Source organism: Blautia sp. AM28-27 (assembly GCF_003480905.1).
Lineage (GTDB): Bacteria > Bacillota > Clostridia > Lachnospirales > Lachnospiraceae > Fusicatenibacter > Fusicatenibacter saccharivorans.
Genome location: NZ_QUJK01000002.1, coordinates 395,061 through 419,779, shown reverse-complemented (window position 1 = coordinate 419,779; position 24,719 = coordinate 395,061). Strand labels below are relative to the sequence as shown.

Sequence of the window (24,719 nt, the reverse complement as noted above, 5' to 3'; positions counted from 1 at the left end):
ATCGTTTTCTCCCTTCCTTTTACAGGCGGACCGGCACATTGCGGCCTGCCAGATATTCTTTGACTTCACGAATTTCCAGTTCTTTGTAGTGGAACAGAGATGCGGCAAGTGCAGCATCGGCTTTTCCTTCGGTTAAGGCATCATAAAAATGCTCCAGCGTTCCTGCGCCGCCGGATGCGATGACCGGGATGCCGACGCTCTCTGCGATCGTTCTTGTCAGCTCGATATCGTATCCCGCCTTTGTTCCGTCGCAGTCCATGCTGGTGAGCAGGATTTCTCCGGCGCCAAGGCTTTCTGCTTTTTTTGCCCACGCAACGGCATCGATGCCGACATCGATGCGGCCGCCGTTTTTATAGATATTCCAGCCGCTTCCGTCCGCTCTTTTCTTGGCGTCGATCGCAACGACCACGCACTGGCTGCCGAATTTCTGTGCCGCGTCGTGGATGAGCTGCGGATTGTTGATGGCAGAGGAGTTGATCGAGATTTTATCGGCTCCTTCGCGGAGCAGCATCTTGAAATCATCCACGGTACGGATTCCGCCGCCGACGGTGAACGGGATAAAAACGTTTGCTGCTACTTTGCGCACCATATCAACAACAGTTCCTCTCTGATCGGAGGAGGCCGTGATATCAAGAAAAACAACCTCATCGGCTCCTGCCTTGTCGTACGCTTTTGCGATCTCCACCGGGTCGCCGGCATCTTTTAAATCGACGAAATTAACACCTTTTACGACTCTTCCGTTTTTTACATCCAGGCATGGGATAATTCGTTTTGTAAACATCCGTCAGTCCTCCTCTCCAATTTCCGCAAAGTTTTTCAGAATGGCAAGCCCAAGATCTGAGCTCTTTTCCGGGTGGAACTGGCAGGCGAACAGATTTCCTTTTTCCACAGATGCATGGATGTGTGTACTGTACTCTGTCGTTGCTTTTACAATTTCCTCCTCTTCTGCTTTCAGATAGTAGGAGTGGACAAAGTAAACATACGATTTCTGCGGGATGCCTTTGAATAAGCGTCCACCGTTCTGCAGATGGATGGAATTCCAGCCCATGTGCGGAATCTTTAAGCCCTCTTTGTCCGGAATCCGGAGAATTTCTCCTTTTAACAGGCCAAGGCCTGCAACGCCCGGGCTCTCTTCGCTGCGTTCAAACAGGATCTGAAGTCCGAGGCAGATTCCAAGAAACGGAGTCCCTTTTTCTACGATTTCATGAATAACCGGTACCAGATGATAGCGGTTCAGATTTTCCATCGCATCTCCAAAGCTGCCGACACCCGGCAGAACGACGTGATCTGCGCGTTTTAACACGTCTGGATCCCTGGTCAGTACAACCTCTTTTCCAAGGCTTTGAAAGACTTTTTCCACGCTTTTTATATTTCCGGCATCATAGTCGATCAGTGCAATCATAGGTGGGTCCTCCTCGTTTGTTATTTCAGTCCACGCCCCCTGTCATTGGGGGCATCTCTGCTGTTCTTTTGCAAACAGTACACTTCATTCTAACATACCGTTTTCTAAAATTCAAATTTTGAAGGTTATAAAATTATACAAAAATGCAGAAATTCTTAAGATTTCTTTTACTCCCGCTCCTTTCTTTCTTTTTATACTGGACAAATGGCGGGCATCACGCTACAATAAGAGCGTTGCACTAAGAAACGATAACATTTTGTGAAAAACGAGAGGTGTATATGATTACCAAATATCTGATTGTATTTTTGATTTCCATGGTTCCGCTCATCGAGCTGCGTGGTGCGATTCCGTACGCGGTAGCTTTCCATATTCCGACGCTTCCGGCCTATCTGATCGCCGTCATCGGAAATATGCTTCCGGTTCCGGTTATTTTCCTGTTCGCTCGAAAGGTTCTTGTCTGGGGATGTGATAAAAAGTATATCGGAAAATTCTTCACCTGGTGTCTGGAAAAAGGCGAAAAAGGCGGGGAAAAACTGAAAGCAAAAGCCGGCCGCGGACTTCCGCTCGCCCTGCTGCTCTTCGTCGGCATTCCGCTCCCGGGAACCGGCGCATGGACCGGCACACTGGCCGCAAGTATCCTCGATATGGACTTTAAGACCAGCGTTCTCGCCATCATGGGCGGTGTTCTCCTTGCAAGCGTCATCATGCTGCTTGCAAGTTCCGGCGTATTCGGGGCAATTGGGGCGCTTTTGGCGTAAACGGCTCTGCTTCCGTTTCAATTCCATAAAATTTGGCTTACAGCCGCACAGATTTGTTTTTCCGATCTGTGCGGCTGTTTTTGTATAACTTTTTTCTAACAGAAATTTTCCCTGCTGTTTCCTGTTCACGTTTTTCCGGATCGAATTCTGTTTCTTTTCTTCCAGTATTTTCTTGTACTATTTTCATTTTTCCTCTTGAACATTCGTTCGATTTGTGTTACACTTCTTTTATCGAACAGTTGTTCTTTTTATAAAATACCTGTTATCTTATTGTTTTACTTTTATTCGTATTCATTTGGACATAGAAAGGAATTTTTCTGCCATGCAGTTATCATCACAAACACTTTCTCTCTCCGAGAAGCTGAATCTTCTCGCTGACGCGGCCAAATACGACGTTGCGTGCACTTCCAGCGGTGTGAACCGTGCCGGAAAACAGGGACATCTCGGCAATTCGGTCTCCTGCGGTATCTGCCACAGCTTTTCTTCCGACGGACGCTGTATCTCTCTGTTGAAAATTCTGCAGAGCAACGACTGTATCTACGACTGTAAATACTGCGTCAACCGCGCCGGGAATGACCGGCAGCGCGCCACGTTTACACCGGAGGAGGTCTGTACACTCGTCACGGAATTTTATCGCCGAAACTATATTGAGGGACTCTTTTTAAGTTCCGCCGTCTGCAAAAATCCTGCCCATACGATGGAGCTCATGTACCGCACTCTGCATCTTTTACGTAATCGTTACCGCTTTAACGGCTACATCCACGTCAAAGCTATCCCGGGCGCACCCGCCGAGCTGATCGAAAAGACCGGCTATCTCGCCGACCGCATGAGCGTCAATCTGGAACTCCCGACCGGAGAAGGGCTGCAGAAACTGGCCCCGCAGAAGACACAGAAAGCGATTTTAAAACCCATGCGCCAGATCCAGTCCGGTATTGTAGATTACCGGCTGACCGCAGGGAAAAGCGCTTTTTTAGAGCGTTCCTCGGGAAACCGCTATCTCTCCCACTCCATTTTCGATACACGAAAGCAGATTTCCGCCTCCGCTGCCGATCTGGGCTGGATCTCTTCCTCCTCCGCGCGGTCACTGCCGGAAAAGGAACGCTCTGCTCCCTTCGTTCCTGCCGGCCAGAGCACGCAGATGATCATCGGTGCGACAAAGGAAAACGATTACCAGCTTCTCTCCACCTCACAGCTTCTCTACCAGCAGTATGACCTGAAGCGCGTCTTTTACTCCGCCTACATTCCGGTCAACGAGGATTCCGCCCTGCCCTCACGTGAAACCAAGCCGCCGCTTCTTCGGGAACACCGCCTTTATCAGGCAGACTGGCTGCTCCGCTTCTACGGTTTTCAGGCGGATGAACTGCTCGATGAAGCCCACCCGAACTTTCATGCACAGCTCGACCCGAAATGCGACTGGGCGCTGCGCCATATGGAGCTGTTTCCGGTGGAGATCAACACGGCTGAGTATGCCGACCTTCTGCGCGTTCCCGGCATCGGGCCGAAATCGGCCATGCGGATTGTAAAGAGCCGCAGAAGCTCCCATCTTTCATTTGATCATCTGAAAAAGATCGGTGTGGTGCTGAAACGCGCCAAATATTTTATCACCTGCGAGGGAAAAATGATGTATCACATGCGGCTGGAACAGCAGTTTCTGACCCGGCAGCTCACGGGAGAGGAAGCCGCCTCCAACTGGGAGGTTTCCCATCCGGAACAGTATCAGCAGCTTTCTCTGTTTGATGCTGCCGTACCTGGGCATATATAATCCCGGGCGTTCTTCTCACGGAAAAGCCTTTTTGCTGTATCTGCGCTTTTTGCAGAAGGCTGTTGTCTGTATCAATTGATTTCAGAAAGGATTTTATTATGACTGTTTACACCTGCAGCCCGGATCTTGCGTCGATCCTGACCTGCATCTATGAAGCCTGGAATTCCCGTCTCGGCTACCGCAATGTACGGCTGATGACGGAACCAGTCGGCAATCTGGAGCTGTTCTGCGATTACTGCCATGTTGAGCCGGACACAGAAAAAGCCGCCAGCGTCACGCGATCCATTCAAAAGAAGATCGGCGCAGCAGCCTGGCGGCTCGTCTATCTCTGTGCAATGTCCGAGAGAAGCGACGCTCCCGACATCATTTATCGTTTTCTGCTCTACGGCTTTTCCTATGGAAAGGATACCCTGCATATGCTGCAGGAACCGGCGGTATTCCACGCTTTTGAAGTTTCCCGTCAGGTCACAAATGAAGCGCATTCGTTCCGGGAATTTATCCGTTTTGCAAATATTTCCTCCGGTTTTCCGATCCTGGTCTCGCATATTTCCCCGAAAGCCAATGTGCTGACCCTGGTCGCTCCCCATTTTTCTGACCGGCTTCCCTCAGAAAACTGGATGATTCTCGATGATAACCGGCAGCTTGCCGTCGTGCATCCCGCTGACCGGCCCTTTTATCTGACCCGTCTTTCTCCGGATGAAATAGAACGCCTTTCCCTCACGGAATCCACTTCGGACCCTTACGAAGAACTCTGGAAAGGATTTTTCACCGCAATTGCCATCAAAGAGCGTTCCAATCCCGACTGTCAGCGTACGCATCTGCCGCTCCACTACCGGGATCATATGCCGGAATTTAAAAATTTTTAGAGTCTTAGAATTTTTCCAGCTGTTCCATGTTCAGCACAAACACAGTACAGCCTCCTGTCTGGGTATCAATCGGAACAGAGTAATTTCCGCCCGGGCAGAAGTTTCCGCTTTCCATCGGGGTGGCCGCATAGGTAACTGTTTTCCGAAGCCCTGCTTCCTGTTTTAAGATCGCAAGCACAGCGTCGAGCTTATGATCATCGGTTCCGATCAGCAGTGTTGTGTTCTTCTCCTTCAGGAAACCGCCGGTCGTGGCAAGCTCCGTCACAAAAAAGCCTTTTTTGTTCAACTCGGCAATGGTGTCTGCCTCGTCCTCTTTCCGTAATACAGCAACAATTAACTTCATACAAATTCCTCCTCGCATCCTCCGGTCAAACGGATTCTGATTTTTGAAAAGTCAGCTGCTTATGCCGTATGGCACATTGCATTTTTCTGTTTTCACAGTAAAAATAGCATAATGTCACGGAAAAAGAAAGTCTTTTTTTACTTTTTCACTTCAAATCCGTATGACACGGTTCCATTTTCGAATACCGCGTCCACTTCGTAGATGTAGCCGGCCTCGGCTCCCGGAATGCTCCAGCTCTCCGCATGCTCCACAGAAACGCTTTCTCCCTCCGGGTAACCATTGCCAAAGTTCTGCCCCCGGTCTTCGGCCGGCCATCTTTCTGCTGTGACAGAATCCGGCTCCTCCGAGAAGACAAGCTCCAGATCGGTTTTTCCTTCGTCATTTGCTGTATGCAGATCACTCAGTTCCGTCCATTCCAGAATGAACGCACTGTCCGCAACGACGTTCTGACCATTGCCGTCCTCATCAACATAAGACCAGGTATAACCTCCCTGTGTTGCCATAGCTGTCACCTGGGCATTTGGCTGTGTGTAGCACAGATTCAGAAACGGAATTTCCGATGGATCCTTTTCCGGCAGAATCTGGGAAAGTTCCTCATCGAATTTTTCTGCATCCGCCTCCGTACCGCCGCTGATTCTCATAATACGGCTGATACCCGGATATTGTCCCGGATAGGAGTTCAGCATAATACCGTCGCCCTCCACTTGAAGAAAATCTCCTTTTTTGATCTCGGACGGATCAATAGCATTTCCATTTTCATCGTAAAGTGTGTCGGACGGTGTATGTGTCACATAGATGTTTCCGTGTTCCAGATCTCCCAGGTACCATAACCCGGAATCTTCTGCAAGAAATACGGCTTTCTGTACTTCTTCTGCCCTATTGCTGTCCGCTGCAGTACTTGCTGTATCTGCATTCAGATTTCGGTCCCGTTCCGTTTTCATATAGATTCCGCCTCCAATCAGCACGGCGGCAACTACAACACCGGTCACTCCAAAAATAACTGCGTTTTCTTTTTTCATAAGCGTATTCTTCCTTTCCTGTTGTTTTCCCGTTTTTTTTACACGACTTGTTTTATCTTTCTGCAAGACATGCAAGAAACGGTTCCCCGTACTTTTCAAATTTGCTCTCGCCGACACCAGAGACCGCCAGCATTTCCTCTTTGTTGGACGGTTTCTCCATCGCCATCTGGATCAGTGTTTTATCCGAGAAGATAATATACGGAGGCACTTTATGCTCCTTTGCAAGCTCCATCCGGAGTGCCCGCAGTTTTTCGAATACCGCGGCCTCCTCGTTGGAAAGATCCTTTGCCGCTGCCGAGGTTTTTGTCTTTGTCTTCTCTTTTGCGGCTTTCGGAATCCGTTTTTCTTCTTTTGCCATCTTCATCAGCATCGTGCCGTCCTCATCCAGCAGCTCCGCCGCTTTTGGCAACAGGCGCACAATGCTGTATGTGTCGGCCGTTACATAGAGATATTCCCGGACCTGCAGTTCATTTAAGATCTGCCGCAGCCGGTAGACCGGCTCTTTTGCCAGTTCCCCGTAATGGGAGTTTTCATCCATGCGGTACTGGCGGATTTTCGCGGTATTCGCACCGTGCAGGGTATCGAGAATCACCGTCGTGCCGTAGCGCTGACGGCATTCCCGCACACAGCCAAGGATTGCCTTTGCCGCCGCTGTCACATCCACCGTTTCAAATTCCGAGAGGCAGTTGGAACAGTTTCCACAGTAATTGGAACCGTATTCCCCGAAATACCTCAGGATATAATCTCTGAGGCACTCATGGGTGAAACAGTAAAACGTCATTTTCTTCAGCCGTTCCTCCTCCCGCTGACGGATCAGCGCTGTCGTCTCGGGATCCTCACTCTCCTGCGCCATGTTTTCGATAAAAAACTGGTTTGTGATGACGTCCTGTCCCGCGTACAGCAGAATACATTCCGCCGGAAGGCCGTCCCTGCCTGCTCGTCCGGCCTCCTGATAATAGCTTTCCATGTTTTTCGGCATATTATAATGGATGACGTACCGCACATTCGATTTATCGATTCCCATACCAAAAGCGTTTGTCGCTACCATGATCTGCTTCCGGTCATAAATAAAATCTTCCTGGTTTTCCTTCCGTTCCAGGTCAGAGAGACCCGCATGGTATCTTGTGACAGAATATCCTTTCTGCTCGAGTTTCTCACAGACCTCCTCCACATTTTTTCTGGTCAGACAGTAAATAATTCCGCAGTCCGCCTCGTGCTCTGCAAGGAATGATTCCACGGCTGCGAATTTATCTTTCGGCTGCTGTACCGTAAATTTCAGATTTTTCCGGTCAAAGCCTGTGACCAGACGTACCGGATCACGCAAAGACAGTAGTGCTTCGATATCATCCCGTACCTCTTTTGTTGCCGTTGCCGTAAAGGCACCGATCACCGGCCGTGCGGGAAGCTGCTCGACAAACTCTGTGATTTTCAGGTAGCTTGGGCGGAAATCCTGACCCCACTGGGAAATACAGTGTGCCTCATCAACACTAATCATCGAAATTTCCATCGACTGCACCGCGCACAAAAATTCCGGTGTCAGAAGGCGTTCCGGGGCGACATAAATAATCTTGTACCGGCCCTCCATGGCAAAGCCGAGTGCCTTCCGGTACTGCGCCGCACTTAAGGAGCTGTTCAGAAACGCAGCGTGAATCCCCGCCTGGTTCAGGGTCGATACCTGATCCTTCATCAGAGAAATCAACGGTGATACCACCAGGGTAATTCCTGGCAGCAGAAGCGCCGGAATCTGATAACACAGCGATTTTCCTGCTCCGGTCGGCATGATGCCGAGCACGTCCTGTCCGTTCAGAAGCGCATCCACCAGCATCTCCTGCCCCTCCCGGAAGGAATCGTAACCGAAGTACTTTTTTAAAACCTCATATTTTGTCATCTTGTTTTTCTCTGCCCTTTCCATCCACTCTACCTCCATTGTGACATAGATTGCAGGTAAAGTCAAACAGATGTGTGCCGCATGTTTTCTTTCATCCATACATATATTGTCTCAAAAAGTCCTGGAGGGGGATTTTATGCGTTCTCTTTCACCCCTTTCCCGCCGGATCCTGAAAAAAGCCGGTATCGCCGCCGCTTTTTTCTGCTCCGCTTTTCTTTTTGGCTCTGTTCTGTCCCACTTTACCTGCCGTGCGCTCCGAAAGGCAGCCCCAGTTTTTCTCTCTGCTGCGCCGGAGACACCTGTTTCTTCCGTTTCGATGCCCGTCCTCTCCTCTGCTGCCGAAAACTGGGGGCTCTCCTTCCCGGAAAAAGGGAAGACTCCCGTCGGCAATGCTACATCCGAAGAGCTTGCCGCCTACAACGCCTGGTTTGCCGCTTCACCGGAAGAAAACATCATCTATCTGACGTTTGACTGCGGCTATGAAAACGGCAACACACCAACGATTCTTGATGCGCTCCAGAAGCATCAGGCTCCCGCAACGTTCTTTGTCGTCGGCAATTTTCTCTCCGACCAGCCGGATCTTGTCAAACGTATGGCAGCGGAAGGCCATATCGTCGGAAACCACACCTGGTCGCACCCGGATATGTCCAAAATCTCCACGCAGGAAGCCTTCTCAGAAGAACTGAACCGAGTCTCCACACTTTATCAGGAAACCACCGGCCAGGAAATGGTGAAATTTTACCGGCCGCCGCAGGGAAAATACAGCACACAGAACCTGCAGATGGCAAAGGACCTCGGATACCAGACGTTTTTCTGGAGTCTCGCCTATGTAGACTGGTACCAGGATCAGCAGCCGACCCACGAGGAGGCTTTCAAAAAGTTGACCGGACGCATTCATCCCGGTGCCATCGTCCTGCTTCATAATACCTCATCCACCAACGCGGAGATTCTCGATGAGCTGCTGACGAAATGGGAAGAAATGGGATATTCTTTCGGCTCTCTCGATCAGCTCGCATCGAAATCTGCCTGAGGACCGGAAATACGGTTTCTCATGTATTTCTATCTTTCTTTTGTTCTGCTTTTTTTATCCTGCTTTCAAACCGGAATGCCTCCTCTTTTACTTCCTTCCAGAGCCGCAGCACACAGAGCAGGTTCGGCACCGCCATGCAGGCATTGGCAAGCTCCGCAAAATTCCAGACCGTTTCTGCCATGCAGACGCACCCGGCAAACGCTGCAAAACAGAAGAAAACACGGTAAACCATTCCGAAGCTATCCTTTTTCACCAGCCAGAGAAACGCCTGCTCCCCCTGGTATGCCCAGCCGGCCATCGTTGCAAATGCGAACAGCAGAATCCCGACCGCGACAACATAGCCTCCCGCCGGTCCGAACACACTTTCAAAGGCCTGAATTACCATCGCCGCTCCATCCGCTTTTTCCGCCTCCAGTATCCCCTCTGCCGCCCCGGTCACTCCAACGGCAAGGCCGGTCACAAGACAGATCACCATGGTATCAACGAACACACCTGTCATGCTGATGTACCCCTGCCGCACGGGATCGTCGGTCTGTGCCGCCGCAGCACTGATTCCGCCTGCTCCAAGCCCTGCTTCATTCGAAAACACACCGCGGGAAATTCCATACCGCAAGGCCGGCGGCAGCAGGGAAATTCCCGCACCCACCGCTCCTCCCGATACCGCCCGGAAAGAAAACGCGTCCCGTACTATCGCAAGCAGTGTCCGCGGAAGCTCTCCGGCGTGCAGACCGATTACCATTCCTGCCCCGCCCAGATAAAAGAGTGCCATTCCCGGTACCAGCACCTCCGCCGCTTTTGCAATGGAACGCAGTCCGCCTGTCACCACGAGCAGAAGAAGAATCGTCAGCACCAACGCGCTTTTTTCTCTTGCCACGCCAAACGTATCCTGCATCGCCAGCGCAATCGAGTTTGCCTGCGTCATATTGCCCATTCCGAGAGATACCAGCACGGTGCTTCCGGCAAAAAACACAGCCAGCATCTTCGCCAGCCGCTCCCCCGGAAATGCTCTGGTCAGCGTCACCATCGGACCGCCGCAGTATGTTCCGTCTTTTCTTTGCATCCGGTACTGCACCGAGAGAAAACTCTCAGAAAATTTCAAAGCAAGTCCCACAACCGCCGCCAGCATCATCCATCCCAGTGCTCCTGGTCCTCCAAGCGCCATTGCGGAGGCAACCCCCACGATATTGCCCGTCCCGATTTCCGCCGCAAGTTCCGTCATCAGCGATGCGAACGGCGAAACTCCTGCTTCTGTTTTCTCCCCGCTGTATCTCGCCTCACGGCCGAATGCTGTACGAAGCGCAAAGAACAACCGTCGAATGGGTAGCGCGCGAAGCTGGATGGTCAGAAAAATGCCTGTCCCAAGCAGCAGAAAAAGAAGCGGCGGTCCCCAGGCGGCTGCATTCACCGCTTTTAGAAATGCATTGATTTTTTCAAGCGTGGTCATATCCATTCCTCCCTGTACAAAGTTCCAAAGGAAAGCAGTTCCCGTCCCTCCATTGTTAAACGGTTTTCTGTCCATGCATCGCAATGTTTTCTCTGCACTTTATGCAGCACCGCACAAAAAAAGAACCCGACAGCAGCCTTACGGCCCGTCCGGTTCTTTCGATCTTCATCTTATTTTGTTGTATTCCGCTTCCGCCCGTTTTTCAGGACTCCTGCTCCTTTAAATCATCCGCCACGAGAACACCCGCTTTGAAGCCCATCAGCATCATCTCGAGCATTTCTGCATCGTAATTGCGGTATTTCAGGTAATAAAACAGCGAATCGAGATAATTCAGAAAGCCTTTTTTCGTCTCCGGACTTAAAATCACCCGTTTTCCGTCGCCCATCAGATATTTGGCAATCCGGGAAAAGACGAACTTTTCGTTCAGAAATGCCATCGCATCCGATGTCTCATCCTCCACCAGGATCTGGATCGGTTTTCTCCGCAGCAGCCAGTAGGTCTCATAGGAGATCACTTTCAATGAATTGATATGCTTTGCCTGATGAAAATGTTTCAGGCGGGAAATATCCGTGAAATAGTCCAGCACTGCATGGCTCAACAGCGACTCGCTGATCTGGATTTTCTCGCGGATGCCGAGACTCTTGGCAAATTCCTCGATTTCTTCGTAAAAAACAGCGTAACGGCTCTGGATTACTTCCTCGGAAAATTCTTCCAGAAGTCCGTCGTAGTTTGTGTATATTTTTTCTATTGTATTCATTTTTCCTCCCCGGGCAGATTCAGGATTTCATAGCAGAGTTTCGTCCGGACAAAGTCGGTATATTCGGTCATCTCGCGTTTTTCCATTGTTCCGTAGCGGATCGGCGAGGTATTTCCCATCAGATGTTTTCGGATTTTTCCGGCTTTGACTGCCGCCATCATATTCTCCGCAGAGTCCTCTGCTGCATGAGAGAAGCCCATGCGGCCCGTGTTTCTTCCATCCATTTTTTATCCTTTCCCATGTCTGAAAAGCAGTTTTATTCTTTCAGTATGCTCCAGACGGCATCATCCATCGTATGAATTTCATTCAGATCGCGTTTTTCCACCGCTGCCTTGACCTGCGGTTTTAATTCACGCTTGCGCACGATCGTTTCCTTGCTCTGGAACTTCTCATCCGGCACAACCTGGAGACGGCGGTAGAACGATCCCATCTCATCTCCCATGCCCGCCAGACGGTTCAGCAGCTCGGAAAACTCTGTCAGCATGGCGTTTCCCTTGCGCCGCGGGTAAAGAATGCTGTGGTCAATCTCTCCCCAGCCCTCCTCGAACAGCGTCTTAATCTGAATTTCAATGTAGACGCCGCGGTAAACGACAATGTAATGCACCGCACGGTAATGTTTCCGGTCCAGAATGTTCTCCTCCGGAATCCAGTTCACATAAATGTCGGCGTAATCGCCAAGTCTTGTATGGACTTTCGGCGGCTCTGCCATATAGCCCGATGCGTTCTGGTCGTAGTCACGGCCGTAATCACGGATGTATTTCTCCGGATCATTTTTAAACCAGTGCGTAATGTATTTATGGAAGTTTACCCAGTCCTCCCGATACAGCAAAAGTCCCCGGATTCCGATCAGATCTGTCACGTAACGCATATAGCTTGTCGAATCCATTTTCCGGTACTTTGCATAATTTTCTAGGCGCTTGCGCACCAGCTTTTCCACCAGATGTTCGGTGTCCTTCAGACGGCTGTGGTACGACTGCAGTCCGATCTCTTTTTCCTTGTCCTGCAAAAACTCTGCCACAAATTCTTTTCGGATCTTTTCCAGCGTCGGACGGCGCCGTTCATAATCATCCGCAATTTCCAGCAGTTCTTCCCAGGAAATATCTGCTTCCTCAAATTCCTGCGGCAGAATTCCGAATTTCTGCAAAAACTCGTCCTTTGTCAGATACACGTAGATTCCTCGCTCTCTTTGTCAATTCAACGTACAGGTTTCTTTTTTTCAGAACGCACCCCGGAGAAACCCGGCCCCGCTGCGTTCTGACGCACCGGAGAGATTATAGCACATTCATCCCCGCTTCACAAGTAAAATCTTTATTTAAGAATGCACATTTCCACTTTAATCTTTCTGCCAATTTCTTAAACTTTCCTTAAGCTGTCTTGATGTTTCACCTGCCCCATGGTAAGATAATCGTGACTTGGCAGAATTGTCTGCTGTTTACACTTACATTAAGAGGGAGGTCTTTTTTATGTGGACTCGAGAGGAACTGAAAACCCGCGGAAAAGCCGCATTTTTACGCAATTACTGGATCTGTGTGGTAGCCGCCTTGATTCTGACTCTGCTGGTCGGAAGCGGTACTTCTAATTCTGGAAATTCCAACAATGACAGCAATCAGACTAACTCGGTCGGTATATCTGGATTTACGATTTCTTCCGATAACTTCAATGTGGAATCCTTTGCAGAAAAATTCACCCCGCTTGGACCGGTTAAATTTGTTTTTACTGTCTTCAGCGGCATTGTACTTCTTGTCATTGGTCTTGCCTTTATTCTGATCCGTATTTTTGTTCTTGCACCATTTGAGGTAGGAGGCTCGAGGTTTTTCATTGAAAACTCGATGGAAAAAGCGGGACTTGGCAACATACTGTTCGGATTCCAGAACGGCTACTATGGAAAAACTGTGTGGACTCTGTTTTTAAAAAATCTTTATATATTCCTCTGGTCGCTGCTTCTTCTGATTCCTGGAATTGTGAAAGCTTATGAATACCGCATGGTTCCTTATCTTCTCGCCGACTACCCGGAACTTTCGACCGAAGAAGCATTCCGCATCAGCCGTGAAATGATGAACGGTGAAAAGATGAATACATTTATTCTTGATCTCTCCTTTATCGGATGGTATATTCTTTCCGGAATCACCTGCAATCTTGTCGGTATTTTCTATCTGTATCCGTACAAATATGCAACCGATGCCGAACTGTTCCTGGTTCTGAAACAGAATTACTTCTCCAGCCGGAGTTATGGCAATACGTATCAGGCTTACTAAACCGCACAAAAAATCAGGTGCTTCTCTTTTTCGGGAAGCACCTGATTTTTTATGTATTTCTTTTTAAATATCTCTTAGATATAATCTTTCATTTCAAAATACCGCATCAGAATATCGGCACAGTTCTCGATGCCAAGATCCGAGGTATTCAGGATCATATGGTAGTTATTGACATCGCCCCATGTCTTTCCGGTATTTTTATAATAATACTCGGCACGCTGCTTGTCTGTCTCTTCCAGCATCACCTCAGCCGCCTCTCTTGTCAGGGAAAACAGCTTCATGATACGTTTGATCCGGTCCTCTTTGTCCGCGCAGACATAAATATTGATGACGTTGCTTTTATCTTTCAGAAACTCCGAAGCACACCGTCCAATGATAATACACGGCTGTTTCGCCAGCTCGCGGATCGCATCCGCCTCAGATTCAAAGGCATTTTCACGCATGCCGTGCTCTACATCGTCCTTATCATATACCGGGATATGCAGTCTCTCGGAAAGTTCTTTCGCAATAATACTCGCCCCAGTACCAAACCGGCGGCTCATCGTAATAACTAAGTTCATTTGCCACTTCCTCCTTCGCACTTCTCATAACGCAAACAAACGCCTTATGACAAATCAAAAAATTTTTCTTTCGCTGTCTTTTATTATAACAAACCCCCACCGAAAACTCAAGGTTTTTCGACAGGGGCATGGATCACTCAGGCGATGGTGATTTCTTCTATTTTCTTTTTTGCGAAATGATTGAATGCCGCGATGACTCTTCCTGTGCAGACCATGGCTATAACAGTGCCGATTCCGATTCCTACCGGGCGGCCGGCATCGATGAGGCCGATCGCAAGGGAAATGACGATGGCGGAGAAATCAAAAAGATTTTTTCCGAAACCCATGTTCTTTCCGCAGCGCTCGCCGAGAACTCTTGCCAGGCCGTCGGCCGGGTTTGGGACGATGTTGACGTCTACGGTCACAGCGGCGCCGATTCCCGTAAGAATGATGGCAAGGACAAGAACGAGAAGCCGCATTCCCATCTGGTCAGGTGCCGGGAAAATCCGGTCGAAGATGGTGATAAAGGCGCTCGTCAGGTAACTTGCGGCAACCTGCAGAAGCTGGAACGGCGGGAATTTTCCTTTCAGCAGTACGATCTGTAATACGATGAAGATCAAATACGCCACGAAGACGGCGGTTCCTGTTTCATAGCCGAAGATCTGTGCCACGGCGTACGGCATGGAGATGATGGGCGATACGCCGAGGTTCGTCTTCGTATTCAGTGTGATACCGAGTGCCAGCACCATAATTCCAATCAGATAAAGCGCAATGCGCAGAATCCATTTCTTTTGTTTTTCCTGCATAATTTTCCCTCTTTTCTTTCTGTAACAACGCTTCTATCTTAACACACATCAGGGAAAATGTGCAGTAAGTCTATCGGATGCAGGATTACTCCTCCTCCAGCACACAGCCTTCTGGTGCATAAGTTTCAAAAAGCCAGTCCTCAAGCGCATTCAGATTATCATCGGAATGCTCGACCTCACGCGCATAGCGCCAGGAAAGCTCCTCGATGTCGTGCATGGAAAGCGTTTTTCCATTTTCCAGCCACCGTGCAACCAGGATTTCCTGAATCCAACGGACAGAGAACAGCGCGAGTTCCATTTTGGAACAGACCATATCGTCATAGACGGCGCCGCAGAAATAGGTGTAGACGAAAAACATCAAAAGCTGCTCACCGATGTTTTCCCACTCTGCACGGCGTTCACCTGCAGCGCCCCAGGTGCGATGGAATTCTTCACAGATGGCCTGATAAGCGGTTTCTCCGTTCTGATACAGCGCTTTTTCTGTGCCGTCAAGCACAGTATCCCATTCCGGACGAAGACGCTCGAGACCGCGGAGAACGGCAAGTTCCTTCACCTGGCGGTCATATGCATGAAAGGATGCAGCATCCACACCTTTTTCCGCAAGGCTCTCCGCCACGCACTCGCTTAAGGTTCCCTCTTCCAGATGCTTTTCATACTTCCGAAGCAGGTCATCGATATCATACTCCCGCTGCTCCTCCATACAGATCTGATACTGTTCTGCGAGCTGCTCTGCCGCCGTCATGCGCTCCTGCAGCGGCAGTTCGCGGTTCTGCAGAATCCGGAACAAAACATCTCTCGTGTCTTCCAGCTGGGAGAACATCATGAAGTCAAACTCTTCAAAATCATCCTCCTCGTCGGTCTCCTCCTCCAGAAAACGCACCGGCTCTTTGCAGGACAGGATAATCCGTGCAGCTTCCGGGCAGGAAAGGGACAGGGATAATTCACGCAGACCCTCGTACTCCTCCGTATGGCGCGGGTAAAGGCGGCAGGTGTCACATAAGGAATCCGGCCCCAGTTCCTTGTAAAGATCGCAGAGATTTTCATCATTCAGAAAGGCACAGCGGCGGTTGTTCTGGTAAAAACACTCTTCCTCCCAGTCGATCGAATTGCGCAGGCGCTTTCCAAACTCACTCTTCTCATTTCCATACCGCTCCAGGGAATCCTCGTCGATCACGATCTGCCAGCCGGCACAGCACGTATCCGGGCAGTCTCCGGCGGTGCATACAAACTGGTCGTAAAAATGTGGTTTTAAATATCTCATGCTTTTTTGTTTCCTTCTTTATATTTCTGTACGATCCACGCACCAGCCTCGCCGACCGGCATGCCGCTTTTTTCTGCAATTACTGCGGCACTCTCGTACTCTGGGTAAATTTTTTCGATCTCGCCGTGGCGGCAGATCTTGACTGTCACATGGCCGTACTCGGTTGCGATTGTCGCAAACTCGCGTTTCATCACGGTGCGCTCCATCCGGCAGCGGCGGATGCCGATTGTGGTGGTCTCGGCGAATATGATATTTTCCAACGTCTCCCGCGTTTTATCATCACAGATTACATCCAGCTGGTAAGCCGGGCGGTTTTTCTTCATATAGACCGGGATGTAATGGACATCTCTTGCGCCTGATCGCAGCAGTTTTCCCATGCAGTAGCCGAGCGCCTCGCCGGTGCAGTCATCAATGTTGCACTCCAGCTTCCAGATCGTATCTTTCTCGTCGTTTTCTTCTGTTTCGAGCATCATTGCACGCAGCAGTGACGGGCGCTCATACGTCCGTTTTCCGGCGCCAAGACCTGTTCTGGTACATTTGAAGGATGCCGGCAGTGTCTCTTTGGTACGGATTGCCGCAACAATGGCTGCTCCGGTCGGTGTGACCAGTTCACCCTGGATTCCGGTCGGAACGAGGGTCAGGCCATGTGCCTGTACGATATTTAAAACAGCCGGTACCGGAACCGGGATCATGCCGTGCTGGCATCTGACAAAGCCGCTTCCCTCGCTGAGACCCGTCACGATGACTTCATCCGGCGCCAGGTTATCCAGGCAGACAGCGGCAGCCACAATATCAACGATGGAATCGACAGCTCCCACCTCATGGAAATGCACCTGATCAAGCGGAACGCCATGGGCTTTTGCTTCCGCTTCGGCAAGAATCTGGAAAATCCGCTCCGCCAGCGCTCTTGCTCCCGGTGTCAGACCGCCGCTGCGGATAATCGCAAGAATCTCCGGCAGCCCGCGGTGCTCATGATGGTGATGATGCTCCCCTGTGTGATCGTGGTCATGGCTGTGCGCATGCTCGTGGTCATGATGATGCTCGTGATCATGTGGATGGTCATGCACTTCCGCCCCATCCCCGTGCAGATACGCCATATCGTGATCATGGTTCTCATGCTCTGCATCCAGAATCACATTGAAATCGCAGGCATCCAGCCCCGACTTTTTCACTCTTGTAATCGCAATTTCGTATCCCGGCAGTTTCAGGCTTTCCAGTGATTTCTCCAGTACTTCCCGGTCTGCTCCCAGGTCGAGCAGCGCTGCAACGGTCATATCTCCGCTGATTCCGCTCCCGCACTCCAGATATAAACTTTTACTCATCTTGATGTACTCCCATTCTGTTAATCTGTGTTGCAATATATCCGGCTCCATAGCCGTTGTCGATATTCACGACGGCAATTCCGTTCGCGCAGGAATTGATCATCGTAAGCAGCGCCGAAAGACCGTTCATGCTGGCCCCGTAGCCAACGGATGTCGGAACAGCAATCACCGGCTTGTCCACCAAGCCGCCGAGCACGCTCGCCAGCGCCCCCTCCATTCCGGCAACGGCTACAACGCAGTTGGCGCTCTGAATCGTATCGAGACGCGACAGCAGGCGGTGGATACCGCTCACACCGACATCGTAGATACGCTCAACGTTTGCACCGAAGTATTCTGCGGTCTGCGCCGCCTCCTCGGCAACGGAAATATCCGCAGTTCCAGCCGTACAGACCGCAATTTTTCCGATCCGCTTCTTGTCTTTCTTTTCTATTTTTAAAATATGCGACAGCGGATCATACACCACTTCCGGAAACTTTTCGCGGATCAGCTCATACTGATGCTCACTGGCTCTCGTTCCGAAGACCTCCCCATCCTGCTCGTACAGACGCGTAAAAATCTTCAGCAGATGTTCATCCGCCTTCCGCGCACAGAAAATGACCTCCGCAAATCCGCTCCGGATTTCACGGTGCGTATCCAGCTTAGCATATCCCATCTCCTCGAACGGCTCTTTTTTGAAATATTTCTCTGCCTCCTCGATCGAGATTTCGTTGTTTTTTACTTTTTCTAATACCTCTCTTGCCTCCAAAGCATTCACCTCGTTTTCGTTTTTTCCTTTTTTTCACACCCAAATACGATACAACATAAAAAGAAAGCCGAAACCTCTGCTTTGTCAGAACCTTCTCTTTTCTGACACCGCAAATCTCCAGCTTTCTTTATTTTAAACTATGAAGTGCACTTTAAGTCAAGCAGATTCTATACACAAGTATACCCTGCTTTCTGCGTTCCCGCAATGTTTTCTTTTCGCAGTGTGAGTCATCGTATAGAAATAAGAATCCCCGCCGATGCCGCCTCAAATGCCGCACCGCCGGGGATTCTGTAAGTTTAACTGTATTCCGCTGCTTTATTTCTCTGCTTCTCTTTTCTTATCCAGTTTTACATTGCGGAAGTACAGCACCATATCTACGGTGATCTCTGCAATGTTCAGGAAATAGAAAGCCCATGCAAGGAAAAAGATCCAGTCTTTGTCCGGATTGTTCATATAGCTGATAAATTTGTTAGCAATACCGAAAATATATCCGATCCAGATGAACACCTCAAAGTAAAGGCTCTTTCCTTTTGCTGTTCTTGAAGTCCAGGATTTATAAATGGACAGCGGCCAGGACAGGCCAAAGCACAGGATCATCAGTGCTTCCAGTAAGTGGCTTATCATTTCTACAGTCATGTTTTTCTTCCTCTTTCATTTCTTTTTCTGCCGAAAGTCGCTTGCAAGTGTTAATGCCCTGATGTCTTTTCAGCTTGAGACCTGTCTGAAATAATCAGACGGGTCTATGGTCTCTCTTGTATTTCGTCGTTACAAATGTAACCTTTAGTCTTCTTTATGCGCTTCTAAGTATTCTTTTCTTCCCATCTCATACAGATTATTTCCGTCGCAGTCGATGATAACAAAAAGCGGCATGTCTTCTACTTCCAGACGGCGAAGTGCTTCTGCGCCAAGATCTTCGTATGCGATCAGCTCTGCTTTTTTGATGCATTTTGCAAGCAGTGCGCCGGCTCCGCCGATGGCTCCGAAGTATACGCCATGATATTTCTTCATGGCTTCTACAACTTCCGGAAGACGTGCGCCTTTACCGATCATTCCTCTTGCGCCTACGGACATCATGGTCGGAGCATACGCATCCATACGGCCGCTGGTGGTAGGACCTGCAGATCCGATGACCTGGCCTGGTTTTGCAGGGGTCGGTCCTACGTAGTAAATCGTAGCGTCTGTCGGATCAAACGGGATTTTTTCTCCTCTTGCGAGCGCTTCACACATTCTCTTATGTCCGGCGTCACGGGAAGTATAGATAGTTCCGGTCAGATATACGGTATCTCCGGCATGCAGTGTTTTTGCCAGTTCTTCTGTTAAAGGCAGCTGAATATGTTTTTCCATGATCAGATCACCTCCGTTTTATGACGGGTAACATGGCAGTTGATGTTGACTGCACACGGCATTCCCGCAATATGAGTCGGCATTGTCTCGATATTGAGGCCGATGGCTGTGGTTTTTCCGCCAAAGCCCTGCGGTCCGATGCCGAGTTTGTTGACTTTCTCCAGCATTTCTTTTTCCAGATCTGCGTAGAACGGATCCGGGTTCTCGGAATCGATCGGGCGCATCAGTGCTTTTTTCGCAAGCAGTGCACATTTATCGAAGGTTCCGCCGATACCAACGCCGACTACCATAGGCGGGCATGGGTTCGGGCCTGCTGTCTCAACAACTTCCAGGATGAAATCCTTGATTCCCTGAAGACCTGCGGACGGTTTGAACATACGGATCATACTCATATTTTCGCTTCCGAAGCCTTTCGGGCCTACGGTTACTTTGATCTGATCGCCAGGAACGATCTCGGTGTAGAGCATAGCCGGTGTATTGTCGCCGGTGTTTCCTCTTCTGACCGGATCTTTGACAACGGATTTTCTTAAGTATCCTTTGTCATATCCTCTTCTGACACCTTCGTTGACTGCCTCTGCAAGATCTCCTCCTGCGATGTGCACATCCTGTCCGATTTCCAGGAAAACACATGCCATTCCGGTATCCTGGCAGATCGGCACGTTCTGTGCGTCTGCGATCTCATAATTTTCTACGATTTTGTCCAGAACACCTTTTGCAATCTCGCCATCCTCGCAGGCACGGCAGCCTGTGATGGCACATTTTACGTCTTCCGGAAGATGGTAGTTTGCTTCGATACAAAGTTTCTCTACCACATCCGTAATGGTACTAGCCTGAATTTCACGCATGGGGTTCTCCACCTTTCTTTACTTCTATGATTTATCGTACCGAAAAACCTTTTGGATTTCAGCACGGAAAGCGTGTCCCGGAAGCGGCTTTTAAACGCCGCCCCCTTCCGACACGCTTTTTCGCGGTTACTGCATTTTACAGGTGTCTTTTACCTGCATAATTCGGCAGAAGCTGCGGAGATACCATACCGGTATCAATACCTGCCTCTTTTAAGGTCTCAGCGTATTTCTCAACGTGATCCAGATTCATCTTGCCAAGCGTTACGTCTTTTGCTTTTGCTGCAGCAGCTTTTCCTGCATCGCGGCCAAATACAATAACGTCAAGCAGAGAGTTGCCCATCAGACGGTTTCTTCCGTGGATTCCTCCGACAGCCTCGCCTGCTACAAGCAGGTTGTTTACCGTATTGGTGAAGCCTTCGCCGTTGATTTCCAGACCGCCGTTCTGATAATGCAGGGTCGGGTAAACCAGAATCGGCTCTTTTCTCATATCGATACCATACTGCATGAACATACGGAACATAGCCGGAATTCTCTTCTCGATGGTTCCTTCTCCGTGAAGCAGATCGATCATCGGGGTATCCAGCCATACAGCCTTGCCCTGCGGAGTCTCAACGCCCTCGTTGCGGTCGTCGGAGCATTCACGAATAATGCTTGCTGCGGATACGTCACGGGTTTCCAGCGGATGCATGAAAGCTTCGCCGTCTACGTTTACAAGCATTGCACCAAGAGAACGTACTTTCTCGGTTACCAGAGCACCGAAGATCTGAGCCGGGTAAGCAGCTCCGGTCGGATGGTACTGAATGGTATCCTGATACAGAAGCGGAGCACCTGCACGGTATCCGAGGATCAGACCGTCAGCGGTTGCACCGTAGTGATTGGAGGTTGGGAAGTTGTTGTAGTGAAGGCGTCCTGCACCACCGGTTGCGATGATGACAGTTTTTGCTTTTGCTACCTGGTACTCTCCGGTCTCCATGTTCTGGAGAACAGCACCGGCAACCTGTCCCTTATCGTCTTTGATCAGCTCTACTGCAGATGAGAACTCAACGACCGGAATACCACGGTTGATGACTTCATCACGCAGAGTTCTCATAATCTCTGCTCCGGAGTAGTCACGGCACGCATGCATACGTTTTCTGGATGTTCCACCGCCGTGTGTTGTTACCATACGGCCGTTCTCATCTTTATCGAACATAACGCCGAGGTTTTCCAGCCAGGAGATTGCATCCGGAGCTTCCATTACGAGCTTGCGGAGCAGTTCCGGTCTTGCAGCAAAGTGTCCGCCGCCGAATGCATCAAGATAATGCTGTGCCGGGGAGTCATTCTCTTTGTCTGCTGCCTGGATACCACCCTCAGCCATCATGGTGTTTGCATCACCGATACGGAGTTTTGTTGTGATCATAACGTTAGCGCCTGCCTCATGTGCCTCGATCGCTGCAGAAGAACCTGCTCCGCCGGCACCGATAACGAGTACATCTACGTCGTAATCTACTTTGTCAAGGTCGATGTCAACACCTAAGATACGGCTGTTGGACTCCAGCAGATAGCCGAGCTCTGTCGGAACTTTCTCACCTTTGTTCGGGCCGACTTTCAGGGTGATGAAGCCTTCCTCTTTATAGTCCGGATGATATGCTGCAAGAAGGGCATCTTTCTCATCCGCTGTCATTCTTCTTGGCTCTGTTGCCATTCTCTGGGCTCTGGTAGCTTCTACCTTTTTAATAGAGTCCTGCATATTGGCCAGTGTATACATTAGAAATTCCCTCCTTATTTCTCGATCTCACGGTTGTTGTAAAGTTCCTGCATTTCTTCGATCGGTTTCTGCATAACCTGCTCGATCAGATCATCGAATTTTCCTTCTTTGATCTCTGCTACACGGTTCTTTACATGTTCAGACTTCGGAGCAATGTATTTTCCGTTCAGACGTCTTGCCAGCTCTCCTACCATCGGATGGGAGATACCAGCCGGACAGCGGGATGCACAGATTCCGCAGCCGATGCAGTCGAAGGACTCTTCTGCACATTTCTTGAAGTCGCCTCTCTGTGCGTATGCAATATACTGCATAACGTTCAGGCTCTGCGGACATCCTTTGGTACATGCATTACATCCAACGCAGCTGTAGATTTCCGGATACAGATCCATCATGACTCTCTGCTCTGCGCTGATCTCTTCGATATCGTATGTTCTCTTGTCGATCGGATAGAACGGAAGGCTTGCGATATACATGCCGTCTTCTACCTGTGTCTGACATGCCAGACAGGTTTTCAGTTCATTTTTTCCTTTGATTCTGTAGATGGTCGCACATGCACCGCAGAATCCGTGACGGCATCCGCATCCGCGTTTTAACTGATATCCGGCGTACTCCATAGCGGTCATGATGGTCAGATCGCCAGGTACGGAATACTTTTTGCCGTAAACGTAAATATTTACCATTTCCTGCATTTTCTTCAACCTCCGTTTAATATTCGTTCGGTAATTCGTCAATCTCGTCGCAGCGGAAAACAGGGCCGTCCTTGCAGACGTATTTATCTCCGATGTTGCAGCGGCCGCATTTTCCGATACCGCATTTCATACGAAGCTCCAAAGTAGTGTAAACCTGTGTTTTCTCATAGCCCAGTTCCTGAAGTCCCTGAAGAACAAATTTGATCATGATCGGCGGTCCGCAGATCAGAGCTGTTTTGTCAACGGACATGTTCAGTTCTTTCACATAATTCGGAACGAATCCTACATGACCGTCCCAGCCTTCCTGCTCACGGTCAATCGTCAGATGCACGTTGACATCTTTTGCTTTCGCCCATACTTCCTGGATCTCTTTTAACTGTACCAGATCGTCTTTGGAACGGGAACCGTAAACGATATCTACGGTACCGTAGTTGTCACGATTGTCCAGTACGTAATTGATCACGGAACGCAGCGGAGCAAGTCCGATACCACCGGCGATGAACAGCAGGTCCTGTCCTTTTAATACAGTTTCTACCGGGAAATGATTTCCGTACGGTCCACGAACCAGGATTTCATCTCCTACGGACATATTATGAAGATAGTTTGTTAAAGTACCGCACTCCTTGATGGAGAACTCCTGGTACTCTTTGTTTGTCGGGGAGGATGTAATGGAAAACAGCGCCTCTCCAACGCCCGGCACGCAGAGCATTGCGCACTGGCCCGGCATATGTTCAAACAGCTTGGTGCCGTCCGGACGAACGATACGGAATGTCTTTACGTCCGGTGTTTCGCGGCGGATATCTGTGATGATACCGACCTGCGGCAGCAAAGCGTTTTTCTTTTCTTCGCTTCCACAACTACAATTGCACATTTACTTGGTACCTCCCATGCGTTTGATGACTTTTACGATATTCAGCGACTGCGGGCATTTCTCTACGCAGCGTCCGCATCCGACGCAGGAATACATTCCATCGTTGTTGTCCGGGAAGTAAACCAGCTTGTGCATGAAACGCTGACGGAAACGCTGCATCTGTGTGGTACGGTTGTTTCCTGCTGCCATCATCGTAAAGTCAGAGTACATACAGGAATCCCAGCAACGGTAACGCTGTACACCGTTTCCTGTATTGAAATCCTTGATATCATAGCACTGGCAGGTCGGACAGGAGAACGTACAGGTTCCGCAGCCTAAGCAGGCATCGGAAAGCTCTTTCCATTTCGGATCATCGAAACGCTCTTTTGTCTTGCCTACGCCCCATCCCTCGAGGGAGAGATTGCTGTTTGGCATCTTGTCGATCAGGGTACGGATGGCTTCTTTTTCAGCCTCAACCTCTTTTGCAAGATCCTGCTCGGTAAGGTATTCTTTCACAAGCTCTGTCAGCTTCTCACCCTTTTCGGTTTTTGCTTCCCATGCATAACCGTCAGCTACCTGCCACATCGCAACATCAGCCTGCGGTTCTGCCGCATCGATACCGAAGGTCTTGCAGAAGCAGCTGTCTTCCGGCTCATGACATGCAAGAGAAACCACAATGCCGTGCTCTCTTCTTGCTGCATAGTAAACGTCAGCCGGCTCGCTTAAGAATACGCGGTCCAGAACATCGAAAGCGCGGACATCGCATGGACGAACGCCGAAAATAGCGAACGGCGCATCTTTTAATGCTGCCGGCTCGATGCTGGTCTTGTTTGCCTTCTGATAGCAGGAGTAAAGAACTTCACTCTGCGGGAAAAAGGCGTCTTTTGGGGATTTTACGGTTTTTAAGGTATCGAGATCCACTTTCGCGTCCTCGGTCCAGAAACCGAAATTGGTAATTCCATTGTTTTGTACCGGAAGGAAAAGATCCATCTCCTTTGCAACAGCGGCAAGGAGCTCCGGCATTTTTTCTCTGCTAATCTGATACAT

26 protein-coding genes are annotated in these 24,719 nt (G+C 49.7%); 5 read left to right on the top strand and 21 right to left on the bottom strand.

Going from position 1 to position 24,719, the window contains the following annotated elements:
* Window positions 1-19 precede the first annotated feature (19 nt).
* Together hisF and hisH are read right to left on the bottom strand one after the other, a co-directional pair.
* A complete protein-coding gene (hisF, locus tag DW743_RS06100; protein ID WP_055265415.1) occupies window positions 20-781 on the bottom strand; it encodes an imidazole glycerol phosphate synthase subunit HisF in 762 nt (253 codons plus the stop codon).
* A gap of 3 nt (window positions 782-784) precedes the next feature.
* Window positions 785-1,402: an imidazole glycerol phosphate synthase subunit HisH gene (gene hisH / locus DW743_RS06095; RefSeq protein ID WP_117509202.1), complete on the bottom strand. Its 618-nt coding sequence runs from the start codon at window positions 1,400-1,402 to the stop codon at window positions 785-787.
* 278 nt (window positions 1,403-1,680) lie between these two features.
* On the opposite strand from hisH, the gene DW743_RS06090 reads away from it, so the two are divergent.
* The 3 genes from DW743_RS06090 (at window position 1,681) to DW743_RS06080 (ending at window position 4,788) form a co-directional block, all read left to right on the top strand.
* Entirely contained in the window at window positions 1,681-2,160 is a 480-nt protein-coding gene (locus tag DW743_RS06090; protein WP_055265411.1) for a COG2426 family protein, read from the top strand.
* A 322-nt stretch (window positions 2,161-2,482) separates the two neighbouring features.
* Window positions 2,483-3,922, top strand: coding sequence for a putative DNA modification/repair radical SAM protein (locus tag DW743_RS06085; protein ID WP_117509203.1), 1,440 nt, complete (start codon window positions 2,483-2,485; stop codon window positions 3,920-3,922).
* 98 nt (window positions 3,923-4,020) lie between these two features.
* Entirely contained in the window at window positions 4,021-4,788 is a 768-nt protein-coding gene (locus tag DW743_RS06080; protein ID WP_117509204.1) for a TIGR03915 family putative DNA repair protein, read from the top strand.
* 4 nt (window positions 4,789-4,792) lie between these two features.
* Here the strand turns inward: DW743_RS06080 and DW743_RS06075 are convergent, their stop codons facing one another.
* The 3 genes from DW743_RS06075 to recQ form a co-directional block, all read right to left on the bottom strand.
* Window positions 4,793-5,131 (bottom strand): cyclic-di-AMP receptor, encoded by a 339-nt coding sequence (locus DW743_RS06075; RefSeq protein WP_055227503.1) that lies wholly within the window; start codon window positions 5,129-5,131, stop codon window positions 4,793-4,795.
* 137 nt (window positions 5,132-5,268) lie between these two features.
* Window positions 5,269-6,150: a hypothetical protein gene (locus DW743_RS06070; protein WP_117509205.1), complete on the bottom strand. Its 882-nt coding sequence runs from the start codon at window positions 6,148-6,150 to the stop codon at window positions 5,269-5,271.
* A 52-nt stretch (window positions 6,151-6,202) separates the two neighbouring features.
* Window positions 6,203-8,038, bottom strand: a complete 1,836-nt coding sequence (recQ, locus tag DW743_RS06065; RefSeq protein WP_117509420.1) for a DNA helicase RecQ — start codon at window positions 8,036-8,038, stop codon at window positions 6,203-6,205.
* A 136-nt stretch (window positions 8,039-8,174) separates the two neighbouring features.
* Here recQ and DW743_RS06060 point away from each other — a divergent pair, with 136 nt between their 5' ends.
* A complete protein-coding gene (locus DW743_RS06060; RefSeq protein WP_226906352.1) occupies window positions 8,175-9,068 on the top strand; it encodes a polysaccharide deacetylase family protein in 894 nt (297 codons plus the stop codon).
* 19 nt (window positions 9,069-9,087) lie between these two features.
* Here DW743_RS06060 and DW743_RS06055 read toward each other — a convergent pair whose 3' ends face one another.
* The 4 genes from DW743_RS06055 to DW743_RS06040 form a co-directional block, all read right to left on the bottom strand.
* Window positions 9,088-10,512: an alanine/glycine:cation symporter family protein gene (locus tag DW743_RS06055; RefSeq protein WP_158568543.1), complete on the bottom strand. Its 1,425-nt coding sequence runs from the start codon at window positions 10,510-10,512 to the stop codon at window positions 9,088-9,090.
* A gap of 202 nt (window positions 10,513-10,714) precedes the next feature.
* Window positions 10,715-11,269, bottom strand: a complete 555-nt coding sequence (locus DW743_RS06050; protein ID WP_022461914.1) for a hypothetical protein — start codon at window positions 11,267-11,269, stop codon at window positions 10,715-10,717.
* Window positions 11,266-11,493 (bottom strand): hypothetical protein, encoded by a 228-nt coding sequence (locus tag DW743_RS06045; RefSeq protein ID WP_055227506.1) that lies wholly within the window; start codon window positions 11,491-11,493, stop codon window positions 11,266-11,268. Before DW743_RS06045 ends, DW743_RS06050 begins: the two co-directional genes overlap by 4 nt.
* A gap of 32 nt (window positions 11,494-11,525) precedes the next feature.
* Window positions 11,526-12,437, bottom strand: coding sequence for a GTP pyrophosphokinase (locus DW743_RS06040; RefSeq protein ID WP_226906353.1), 912 nt, complete (start codon window positions 12,435-12,437; stop codon window positions 11,526-11,528).
* A gap of 295 nt (window positions 12,438-12,732) precedes the next feature.
* Between DW743_RS06040 and DW743_RS06035 the strand changes: the two genes are divergently transcribed.
* Window positions 12,733-13,524 (top strand): DUF975 family protein, encoded by a 792-nt coding sequence (locus DW743_RS06035; RefSeq protein WP_117509207.1) that lies wholly within the window; start codon window positions 12,733-12,735, stop codon window positions 13,522-13,524.
* Window positions 13,525-13,598: 74 nt separating this feature from the next.
* Here DW743_RS06035 and DW743_RS06030 read toward each other — a convergent pair whose 3' ends face one another.
* From DW743_RS06030 to DW743_RS05975, 12 genes are all read right to left on the bottom strand, one after another.
* Window positions 13,599-14,084, bottom strand: a complete 486-nt coding sequence (locus DW743_RS06030; protein ID WP_022461910.1) for a cytidylate kinase-like family protein — start codon at window positions 14,082-14,084, stop codon at window positions 13,599-13,601.
* Window positions 14,085-14,221: 137 nt separating this feature from the next.
* Entirely contained in the window at window positions 14,222-14,869 is a 648-nt protein-coding gene (locus DW743_RS06025) for a YczE/YyaS/YitT family protein (RefSeq protein ID WP_117509208.1), read from the bottom strand.
* An 85-nt stretch (window positions 14,870-14,954) separates the two neighbouring features.
* On the bottom strand, window positions 14,955-16,130 hold the full coding sequence (gene fliB, locus DW743_RS06020) for a flagellin lysine-N-methylase (protein WP_055265399.1): 1,176 nt from the start codon (window positions 16,128-16,130) through the stop codon (window positions 14,955-14,957).
* Complete coding sequence (gene larC / locus DW743_RS06015; RefSeq protein ID WP_117509209.1) at window positions 16,127-17,452, bottom strand: nickel pincer cofactor biosynthesis protein LarC; 1,326 nt, start codon at window positions 17,450-17,452, stop codon at window positions 16,127-16,129. Before larC ends, fliB begins: the two co-directional genes overlap by 4 nt.
* Window positions 17,445-18,197, bottom strand: a complete 753-nt coding sequence (larB, locus tag DW743_RS06010) for a nickel pincer cofactor biosynthesis protein LarB (protein WP_055219567.1) — start codon at window positions 18,195-18,197, stop codon at window positions 17,445-17,447. The genes larC and larB overlap by 8 nt, the downstream gene beginning before the upstream one ends.
* 315 nt (window positions 18,198-18,512) lie before the next feature.
* On the bottom strand, window positions 18,513-18,833 hold the full coding sequence (locus DW743_RS06005) for a hypothetical protein (protein WP_022461179.1): 321 nt from the start codon (window positions 18,831-18,833) through the stop codon (window positions 18,513-18,515).
* Window positions 18,834-18,977: 144 nt separating this feature from the next.
* Window positions 18,978-19,541, bottom strand: coding sequence for a Fe-S-containing hydro-lyase (locus DW743_RS06000; protein WP_117509210.1), 564 nt, complete (start codon window positions 19,539-19,541; stop codon window positions 18,978-18,980).
* Window positions 19,542-19,543: 2 nt separating this feature from the next.
* Window positions 19,544-20,386, bottom strand: coding sequence for a fumarate hydratase (locus DW743_RS05995; protein ID WP_055265393.1), 843 nt, complete (start codon window positions 20,384-20,386; stop codon window positions 19,544-19,546).
* A gap of 136 nt (window positions 20,387-20,522) precedes the next feature.
* Complete coding sequence (locus DW743_RS05990) at window positions 20,523-22,133, bottom strand: FAD-binding protein (protein WP_117509211.1); 1,611 nt, start codon at window positions 22,131-22,133, stop codon at window positions 20,523-20,525.
* Between the two features lie 14 nt (window positions 22,134-22,147).
* Window positions 22,148-22,822 (bottom strand): 2Fe-2S iron-sulfur cluster binding domain-containing protein, encoded by a 675-nt coding sequence (locus DW743_RS05985; RefSeq protein ID WP_055265389.1) that lies wholly within the window; start codon window positions 22,820-22,822, stop codon window positions 22,148-22,150.
* A 16-nt stretch (window positions 22,823-22,838) separates the two neighbouring features.
* The gene (locus DW743_RS05980; protein WP_022461174.1) at window positions 22,839-23,693 is read right to left on the bottom strand and encodes an FAD/NAD(P)-binding protein; all 855 of its coding nucleotides are present in this window, start codon (window positions 23,691-23,693) and stop codon (window positions 22,839-22,841) included.
* Complete coding sequence (locus tag DW743_RS05975; protein WP_055227522.1) at window positions 23,694-24,719, bottom strand: 4Fe-4S dicluster domain-containing protein; 1,026 nt, start codon at window positions 24,717-24,719, stop codon at window positions 23,694-23,696. It lies immediately after the preceding gene.

What these genes read in the sequence shown, in the direction of transcription:
- hisF (WP_055265415.1), bottom strand. Translation starts at nt 781, where the DNA reads ATGTTTACAAAACGAATTATCCCATGCCTGGATGTAAAAAACGGAAGA.
- hisH (WP_117509202.1), bottom strand. Translation starts at nt 1,402, where the DNA reads ATGATTGCACTGATCGACTATGATGCCGGAAATATAAAAAGCGTGGAA.
- DW743_RS06090 (WP_055265411.1), top strand. Translation starts at nt 1,681, where the DNA reads ATGATTACCAAATATCTGATTGTATTTTTGATTTCCATGGTTCCGCTC.
- DW743_RS06085 (WP_117509203.1), top strand. Translation starts at nt 2,483, where the DNA reads ATGCAGTTATCATCACAAACACTTTCTCTCTCCGAGAAGCTGAATCTT.
- DW743_RS06080 (WP_117509204.1), top strand. Translation starts at nt 4,021, where the DNA reads ATGACTGTTTACACCTGCAGCCCGGATCTTGCGTCGATCCTGACCTGC.
- DW743_RS06075 (WP_055227503.1), bottom strand. Translation starts at nt 5,131, where the DNA reads ATGAAGTTAATTGTTGCTGTATTACGGAAAGAGGACGAGGCAGACACC.
- DW743_RS06070 (WP_117509205.1), bottom strand. Translation starts at nt 6,150, where the DNA reads ATGAAAAAAGAAAACGCAGTTATTTTTGGAGTGACCGGTGTTGTAGTT.
- recQ (WP_117509420.1), bottom strand. Translation starts at nt 8,038, where the DNA reads ATGACAAAATATGAGGTTTTAAAAAAGTACTTCGGTTACGATTCCTTC.
- DW743_RS06060 (WP_226906352.1), top strand. Translation starts at nt 8,175, where the DNA reads ATGCGTTCTCTTTCACCCCTTTCCCGCCGGATCCTGAAAAAAGCCGGT.
- DW743_RS06055 (WP_158568543.1), bottom strand. Translation starts at nt 10,512, where the DNA reads ATGACCACGCTTGAAAAAATCAATGCATTTCTAAAAGCGGTGAATGCA.
- DW743_RS06050 (WP_022461914.1), bottom strand. Translation starts at nt 11,269, where the DNA reads ATGAATACAATAGAAAAAATATACACAAACTACGACGGACTTCTGGAA.
- DW743_RS06045 (WP_055227506.1), bottom strand. Translation starts at nt 11,493, where the DNA reads ATGGATGGAAGAAACACGGGCCGCATGGGCTTCTCTCATGCAGCAGAG.
- DW743_RS06035 (WP_117509207.1), top strand. Translation starts at nt 12,733, where the DNA reads ATGTGGACTCGAGAGGAACTGAAAACCCGCGGAAAAGCCGCATTTTTA.
- DW743_RS06030 (WP_022461910.1), bottom strand. Translation starts at nt 14,084, where the DNA reads ATGAACTTAGTTATTACGATGAGCCGCCGGTTTGGTACTGGGGCGAGT.
- DW743_RS06025 (WP_117509208.1), bottom strand. Translation starts at nt 14,869, where the DNA reads ATGCAGGAAAAACAAAAGAAATGGATTCTGCGCATTGCGCTTTATCTG.
- fliB (WP_055265399.1), bottom strand. Translation starts at nt 16,130, where the DNA reads ATGAGATATTTAAAACCACATTTTTACGACCAGTTTGTATGCACCGCC.
- larC (WP_117509209.1), bottom strand. Translation starts at nt 17,452, where the DNA reads ATGAGTAAAAGTTTATATCTGGAGTGCGGGAGCGGAATCAGCGGAGAT.
- DW743_RS06005 (WP_022461179.1), bottom strand. Translation starts at nt 18,833, where the DNA reads ATGACTGTAGAAATGATAAGCCACTTACTGGAAGCACTGATGATCCTG.
- DW743_RS06000 (WP_117509210.1), bottom strand. Translation starts at nt 19,541, where the DNA reads ATGGAAAAACATATTCAGCTGCCTTTAACAGAAGAACTGGCAAAAACA.
- DW743_RS05995 (WP_055265393.1), bottom strand. Translation starts at nt 20,386, where the DNA reads ATGCGTGAAATTCAGGCTAGTACCATTACGGATGTGGTAGAGAAACTT.
- DW743_RS05990 (WP_117509211.1), bottom strand. Translation starts at nt 22,133, where the DNA reads ATGTATACACTGGCCAATATGCAGGACTCTATTAAAAAGGTAGAAGCT.
- DW743_RS05985 (WP_055265389.1), bottom strand. Translation starts at nt 22,822, where the DNA reads ATGCAGGAAATGGTAAATATTTACGTTTACGGCAAAAAGTATTCCGTA.
- DW743_RS05980 (WP_022461174.1), bottom strand. Translation starts at nt 23,693, where the DNA reads ATGTGCAATTGTAGTTGTGGAAGCGAAGAAAAGAAAAACGCTTTGCTG.
- DW743_RS05975 (WP_055227522.1), bottom strand. Translation starts at nt 24,719, where the DNA reads ATGTATCAGATTAGCAGAGAAAAAATGCCGGAGCTCCTTGCCGCTGTT.